The sequence below is a fragment of the Ruegeria sp. ANG10 genome (genome assembly GCF_040705255.1).
GTDB lineage: Bacteria > Pseudomonadota > Alphaproteobacteria > Rhodobacterales > Rhodobacteraceae > Ruegeria.
On record NZ_JBFCVU010000015.1, the window covers coordinates 36,102 to 42,658 of the forward strand.

At 54.9% G+C, this 6,557-nt stretch carries 7 protein-coding genes; 4 read left to right on the plus strand and 3 right to left on the minus strand.

Translation table 11 applies throughout. The annotated features are described in order from the left end of the window. Positions 1–64: 64 nt before the first annotated feature. Positions 65–1,153, minus strand: coding sequence for a tricarboxylate transporter (locus tag AB1A64_RS21395; protein WP_366554052.1), 1,089 nt, complete (start codon positions 1,151–1,153; stop codon positions 65–67). Positions 1,154–1,292: 139 nt separating this feature from the next. Here AB1A64_RS21395 and AB1A64_RS21400 point away from each other — a divergent pair, with 139 nt between their 5' ends. The 4 genes from AB1A64_RS21400 (at position 1,293) to AB1A64_RS21415 (ending at position 5,365) form a co-directional block, all read left to right on the plus strand. Further along, positions 1,293–1,961 carry a response regulator transcription factor gene (locus tag AB1A64_RS21400; protein WP_366554054.1) on the plus strand — a complete coding sequence of 223 codons (669 nt, stop codon included), beginning with the start codon at positions 1,293–1,295 and terminating at the stop codon, positions 1,959–1,961. Next, positions 1,958–3,325, plus strand: coding sequence for a sensor histidine kinase (locus tag AB1A64_RS21405; RefSeq protein ID WP_366554056.1), 1,368 nt, complete (start codon positions 1,958–1,960; stop codon positions 3,323–3,325). Before AB1A64_RS21400 ends, AB1A64_RS21405 begins: the two co-directional genes overlap by 4 nt. A 194-nt stretch (positions 3,326–3,519) precedes the next feature. Next, on the plus strand, positions 3,520–4,011 hold the full coding sequence (locus AB1A64_RS21410; protein WP_366554058.1) for a hypothetical protein: 492 nt from the start codon (positions 3,520–3,522) through the stop codon (positions 4,009–4,011). Between the two features lie 688 nt (positions 4,012–4,699). Further along, positions 4,700–5,365: a YrbL family protein gene (locus AB1A64_RS21415; protein ID WP_366554060.1), complete on the plus strand. Its 666-nt coding sequence runs from the start codon at positions 4,700–4,702 to the stop codon at positions 5,363–5,365. A gap of 114 nt (positions 5,366–5,479) precedes the next feature. Here the strand turns inward: AB1A64_RS21415 and rpsI are convergent, their stop codons facing one another. Both rpsI and rplM read right to left on the minus strand, forming a co-directional pair. After that, on the minus strand, positions 5,480–5,965 hold the full coding sequence (rpsI, locus tag AB1A64_RS21420) for a 30S ribosomal protein S9 (RefSeq protein WP_039535473.1): 486 nt from the start codon (positions 5,963–5,965) through the stop codon (positions 5,480–5,482). Positions 5,966–5,971: 6 nt separating this feature from the next. Beyond that, positions 5,972–6,430 carry a 50S ribosomal protein L13 gene (gene rplM, locus AB1A64_RS21425; protein WP_170348665.1) on the minus strand — a complete coding sequence of 153 codons (459 nt, stop codon included), beginning with the start codon at positions 6,428–6,430 and terminating at the stop codon, positions 5,972–5,974. Positions 6,431–6,557 lie beyond the last annotated feature (127 nt).

Consider the following 6,557-nt stretch of genomic DNA (forward strand, 5'->3'; position numbering starts at 1 on the left):
AAATTGTATTGTGTATGGAAAAGCGCGCGCCCTTCGTTACAGGCGCGCGCTGCGGCATATCGGCTTAGTTCAGCTCGACGCCATAGGCCTCTTTCAGCCAATTCAGGACATATTCCTTGGCATTGTCGTCGACATTGGTTGCCGTCTGCAGCGCCGACTTAGAACCGTCACCGACGAAAACCGGATATTTCCCAACGCGCTTGGACGAGATATCGGCAAAATCCCCGCGCTCAGTCACAGCCTGAAATGCGGCGGTATAAGCATCGACCACTTCCTGCGGTGTGTCGCCCGGCAGAAAGGCCAGTTTCTGTACCGGGAAGCCAGCAACGAAGAAGGCTTTCCATGCGTCCCAGGCCTCGCCGCTGGTTTCACAACCATCAGTGGCCTCGCAAACCTCTTTAAAGGTCGGAATGTCCGGGAAAGTCGGGTCCCGGACGATGTTACCGTCAGCATCCAGTGCGCCCCATGTCATCATTGGCACGGCCTGACCGGCCTCAACCAGCGGTGCCGAACCGCCCAGATACCCGGACGACGTTTGGTAGTCGATGTTGGCTTCGCCGCGCTCAAACATCAGTCGGCCGTCGCCGCGCCCCTTGATGCCGAATACTGGCTCAACATTCATACCCAACATTTGCCATGCCAAAAGCGGCACGAGGTCCAGCCGGGTCGCACCCTGCGAACCGTAAATGAAGTTGGTGTCTTTCAACGCATTTGCAGAGCCATCAAACTTGGCGCCATCTTCAGTGTTCAGATAAGCCACACCGCCGGTGCCGGACGCCATCACCGGAATCCAGTCATTGTATTCATAGCGGACGCGCGGATCGCTCAGCAGATACGGGAACTGTGTCGAACCCGAAGTGCCGAACAACAAAGTTCCATCATCGTGCGCCTGTTCCTGAAACCAGTTAGCACCCTTGGTCGAACCTGCGCCGGGCATGAATTTCACAACCACGGTTGGTTGACCTGGCAGGGCCTCGGACAGAAGCGGTGCAAAGAAATTGGCCCATTTGGCCGACCCGCCCGTTTCCGAGAACGGGATGACCCATTCGATGGTCTTGCCTGAGAAATCGACCTCGGCTGAGGCAGGTGCGGTGAGACCGGCGGCGGCAATCAGCCCCACGACGGCGCGACGGGTGAATTTGGAAATGGCCATTGGTTCCTCCCTGTTGACCAGACAACCACGCCGACGCCTGTTGCGCCACCGTGATCGTAAATAGAACTGTGGGGTTGATTCCCCCTCCCATCTGGCAATCATGGAGTGCCAACCTTGCGCGAAACTTGCAGGAGACCCGATGCGGATTGTCATCGTCGAGGATAATGAACCTCTTGCCAACGCTATTGCTTATCGTCTGCGCGACCGAGGTCATGCTGCAGATATACTGACCGACGGCGACGCAGCCGACCTGTACCTTGAACAGGAAAGTGCAGATCTGATCGTTCTGGACATCAACCTGCCGGGCCGGTCAGGGTTGGAAATCCTGAAATCACTGCGAAATCGCGGTGACAGTGCGCCCGTAATTCTTTTGACAGCACGCACCGAGACAAGCGACCGGGTGTCTGGTTTGGACATGGGGGCCGATGATTATCTGATCAAACCCTTCGAAATGGACGAGTTGGAGGCACGCATCCGGGCGCTTTCACGCCGCAAACAGCTTGACTACGGAGCGCGGGAAAGCATCGGCAGCTTGGAGTTCGACCGCACTGCACGTCAGGTTAGCGTTAAGGGTGAGGTGATGGATATTCCACGGCGGGAAATCGCAGTGTTGGAGTGTCTGTTGGAGCGTCGGGGCAGGATCGTTCCCAAAAGCCAACTAACTGATTACGTCTATGGTGTAGGGGCCGATGTTGAGGATTCGGCAGTCGAGCCTCATGTATCGCGACTGCGAAAACGCCTTCAAAACCTGGGTATAAAGATCAAGACAGCTCGCGGTCTGGGGTATCTGCTTGAGGTGCAGAAGTGATAAACCACGGCTCGCTCAGGCTAAGGCTGTTCATTCTTATCCTGACTCCTTTGGTGCTGCTTGCAGTGCTGCTTGGGTATTGGCGTTTTATGGTTGCCCAGAAGACGGCTCAGGAGCTTTTTGACGACAGTCTTCTCTCAGCTGGCCTGGCTATATCGCGGGATGTGGCGATTTCAGGGGGCGATGCGTTGTCGCCCACCACACGCAGTCTGATCCGCGACGCTTCGGGCGGTGAGATCTTCTATCATGTGACTGGCCCTGGCGGCATTTACGTGACGGGTTATGCCTACCCTCCGGCATCCGCGAACTCGTCGGTGCAAGAGGCGTACAAGCCACAGTTCTTCGAAGCGATCTACCGCGATGAACCGGTGCGCGTTCTAAAGATGACAGAACGTGTGACCTTGGAGAATCTTGTTGGTGATGCGACGGTCACAGTTTGGCAGCGGATGGCGGATCGCAACGCATTTGCCAATGAACTGTCCATTCGCGCCGGAATTGTCATGGGCATTCTGCTGGCCACATTGGCTGTTGTGGTATGGTTCGGCGTAGCACGTGGCCTGAGACCTTTGCTGGATTTGCAGGATGCAATCGACCTTCGTTCGCCAGATGACCTAAGTGAGATTAAGCGCCCTGTCCCGGACGAAGTGCAAGGCGTTGTAAAGACCTTGAACCGGCTCTTTGGGCAGGTCGAACACAGCATCAACGCTCATCAGGTTTTCATATCCGAAGCCGCTCATCAGTTGCGGAACCCGGCGGCCGCGGTCCAGTCGATGGCCGAGGCGCTTCGGGATGCGAAATCGGATGATGACAGAGAAAAACGCATCCACGAGCTTGTGGCGGCCGCAAAGAACTCGGCAACGGTGGCCGAACAATTGTTGTCACTTGAAAGACTCAGGCAACCGACGCACCAGGATCAAATGGATGAGATTGATTTCCGCTTGGTTGTGGAAGAAGCTTGCGCCGAGATGGGTGTTCACATCCTTGCAAAAGGTATCGAGTTTGACGTCACGATGCCCGAGACGGCGATCATGGTGTCCGGTGATCGGGTGTTTTTAACTGAGGCCCTAAAGAACCTTTTGGATAACGCAGTAAAGCACGGCGGCACCAAGTTGAGCCGAATTTCAGTTGTGCTGCAGCGTGACGAAGGCGCGGTCAGTGTAACCGTAGCCGATGACGGAGCGGGCCTGTCGCCCGATCAAAGCGAAGCTGCCTTCAGTCGGTTTTCGCAGTTGGACTATTCCGAAGGCAGCGGGCTGGGGTTGTCAATCGTTTCAGCCGTGGCTCAACGTCATGGCGGATTGGTGTCAATCGACCAAGTCGAAAAAGGAGCAAGCATCACGCTTGAGCTTCCGATCGCCCTTTGAAACGGACGAAACCCACATGATGGGACGCGAAACCGCGCATCCAAATGTACGGCGGCGTGTTATTGCCGCCCGCTCCTGGCGGATAGGCATAGCATGGCTCAATCCACGGATTTGAAAAGAATTTCCGGGATTTCCCCTTTGAACTCGGGTATTTTTGACCCATCTCGGCGACACATTTTCCAAAGGAGAGACACATGTCGCGTACTATCATATTGGCCGTGGTCATCATTGCCGCTGGCGCAGGAATTTATTTTTACACAACCCAACCAGACCCAACACCCGCCGAACAATTGCAATCGGCGACGCAGGACGCTGCTGAGGCGGTGAACGAGGCCGCCAGCTCTGTAACCGAGCAAGCCAACGAAGCCGCGTCTTCCATCTCGGAACAGGCCTCGGACGCGGCGGAACAGGCGGGACAAACAGCCACGGATCTGGCCGATCAAGCCGGTGATCAGGTTGCCGCCTTGGCAACTCAGGGCCAGGATCTGCTGAATTCATGGATTGAAGACGGCTCCCTGACCCTTGATAATTTTGACTATGACACATTGGTCGCCTCGGTTCAGGAGAGCGATCTTGCGCAGAACCTGAAAACCCAAGCCATTCAAATTCTGGACGATATCAAAGCATCGCCTGAAACGATCGCGACAAAGATCCAAGAACTCAGCAATCTGCTGTCAGGACAGTGAAACTCGGCGGGCTGCCAATCGAGGCGGCCCGTCCCTTTTTGGCGTGATCATTGTTCCATTCACGTCATTTTGCGTGTCGATTAGCCTTCCACACCGCATTTGATTGGTTGCGATCCAGCGGAACGCACACCCAGTCCATTTCCGCTGTGCTGCTCAATCGGAAAGAGCGACCATGACCGGCCCTGCCCACGACCATGTTCGCAACCGTTCTGACACAAGACGGATATTCCGGTGAGGCCACCGGCACGTAAATCAGGCGGGGGTTTTGGCCGAGGTTCAAGCCCGTTTAACCGATGGACACTGGCAAACCGACATTTCAGAACAGCTTGCTTTGAAAGATGTGGTCTCAAGCTTGGCCGGCGCTTTGAAAAAGAGCGATGGAAAGGTAATCATCCCGCCCTAGCAAATAGACGCTCTGGTTGAGGGGTTATGCTCGGCGCGTTTAGAGTATTGTTCTCGCTGTGCCAGAGGGTTTGACCGGTCAACACGTTGCCGCCGTTCGGTGGCCCGAAGCTCGTTTTCCAACTTCGGTTGCAATCAAGTGAAGCTCTGATAATTTTTATTTACCAATGTATTATGTAACTTTTCTTAACCAAGGAAATTCACCCGATCACCTGTGTTTTTCAGGGGGATGTTCTGGGGCACCACCTCAGCTTGCACCTTCACGAAACTGTTATAATTTGGCGGCATGGCAACCGCTCGAATCGAAAACTTGGTAAGACTGAAAAACTGTGAGGTGATAGCTCAGGGTAATCGGCAGTTTGTTTACCAGCACCCTGATGCGTCTGACGCGCTTCTAAAAGTCCCGCAACCGGACACGACGGATGGCCAGGACGGTCTTTTGGGCGATACATGGTTCGATCGAACGTTTCGACGATCTACGGTTTTCAAAGGTTTCCTGCGCGAGTTTCACGAGTCCTTTGACCTTATGGTTCGTTACCAGCACAGGGATGAAGCTATTCCTGTTTGCGAGGTCCGGGGTGTTGTGCAAACAGATATCGGCCTTGCCCTTGTCTATGAACGGATTTCCGAACCCGATGGGCAGTTATCACCCAGCCTAAAGGATTTGGCCAAAGGCGGACGCATTACGCGAGAACATTTAAATTCTCTGCACAAACACTTCGACGTATTGATCGAAGAACAGGTCCTTATCAGCAACAAGAATACCGGCAATATTGTCTATCAAACGTTTTCCGACGGGTCTGGCCGCTGGGTTTGGATCGACAGTTTTGGATGCAAGCAGATCATCCCCGTTCGCCGTTGGTTCCGGTTTTTGAACCGGCGCAAGATCAATCAGATCAGAGAGAAGTTCATTACTGTCGCCGAGAGCGCCATGCCTCAGAGCACTAATTGACGCAATAACCTTGAACCTTTGCGCCTAAACATTTGGTATTAGGCGAAAATCAACAGTGCAAAAGAAAACGGCCGCAATTTCTTGCGACCGTTTGAATTTCGAATTTCGCAGCGATTAACGCTTCGAGAACTGGAACGAACGACGCGCTTTGCGCTTACCATATTTCTTACGTTCCACAACGCGGCTGTCGCGGGTCAGGAAGCCAGCGGCTTTCAGCGCGCCGCGCAGCGACGGGTCGTACAGCTGCAGCGCTTTCGAGATGCCGTGCTTGACCGCACCGGCCTGACCGGTCAGGCCACCGCCTTTGACGGTTGCGACAACGTCGAACTCACCTTCTACACCAGCAACTTGGAACGGCTGGCGCAGGATCAGCTGCAGAACGGGACGAGCAAAGTACTTGTCCTGATCCTTGCCGTTTACGGTGACCTTGCCGGAACCCGGCTTGATCCAAACGCGGGCAACAGCGTCTTTACGCTTGCCAGTGGCGTAGGAGCGGCCCAGCTCGTCACGTACGGGTTCACGCACGATGACTTCTTCGGCCACGGTTTCAACGCCTGCGACGGCGCTCAGCTCTTCGAGAGTATTGATCTGATCTGCCATCGGTCATTAGCTCCGGGTGTTTTTCTTGTTCATGGACTTAACGTCCAGAACTTCGGGCGCTTGCGCCTCATGGGGATGCTCGGCACCGGCGTAAACGCGCAGGTTGGTCATAACCTGACGCGACAGGCGGTTGCCCGGCAGCATACGCTTGACCGCCTGGGTCACGACGCGCTCGGGGTGTGCACCCTCGAGGATCTGCTGCTTGGTGCGAGATTTGATGCCGCCCGGGTGGCCAGTGTGCCAGTAGAAGTTCTCTTCGCGCTTCTTGCCGGTCATCTGGATTTTGTCAGCGTTGATCACGATGACATTGTCGCCCATGTCCATGTTCGGGGTGAACGACGCTTTGTGCTTGCCACGCAGGCGCATGGCGACGATCGAGGCAAGACGGCCCAGTACAACGCCCTCGGCGTCGATCAGGATCCATTTCTTGTCGATGTCTGCAGGTGTTGCAGAAAAGGTTTTCATGGCAGGATAGTCCTGTTTGATGTGAAAGACCGCCCCAAGTCAGAGCGGCCCGAATTCGATGGAGCGTATTTAGAGGCCTCTGCAGCGCAGGTCAACAACACCAAAGTCTTTTAAAAGTAGGATTTTC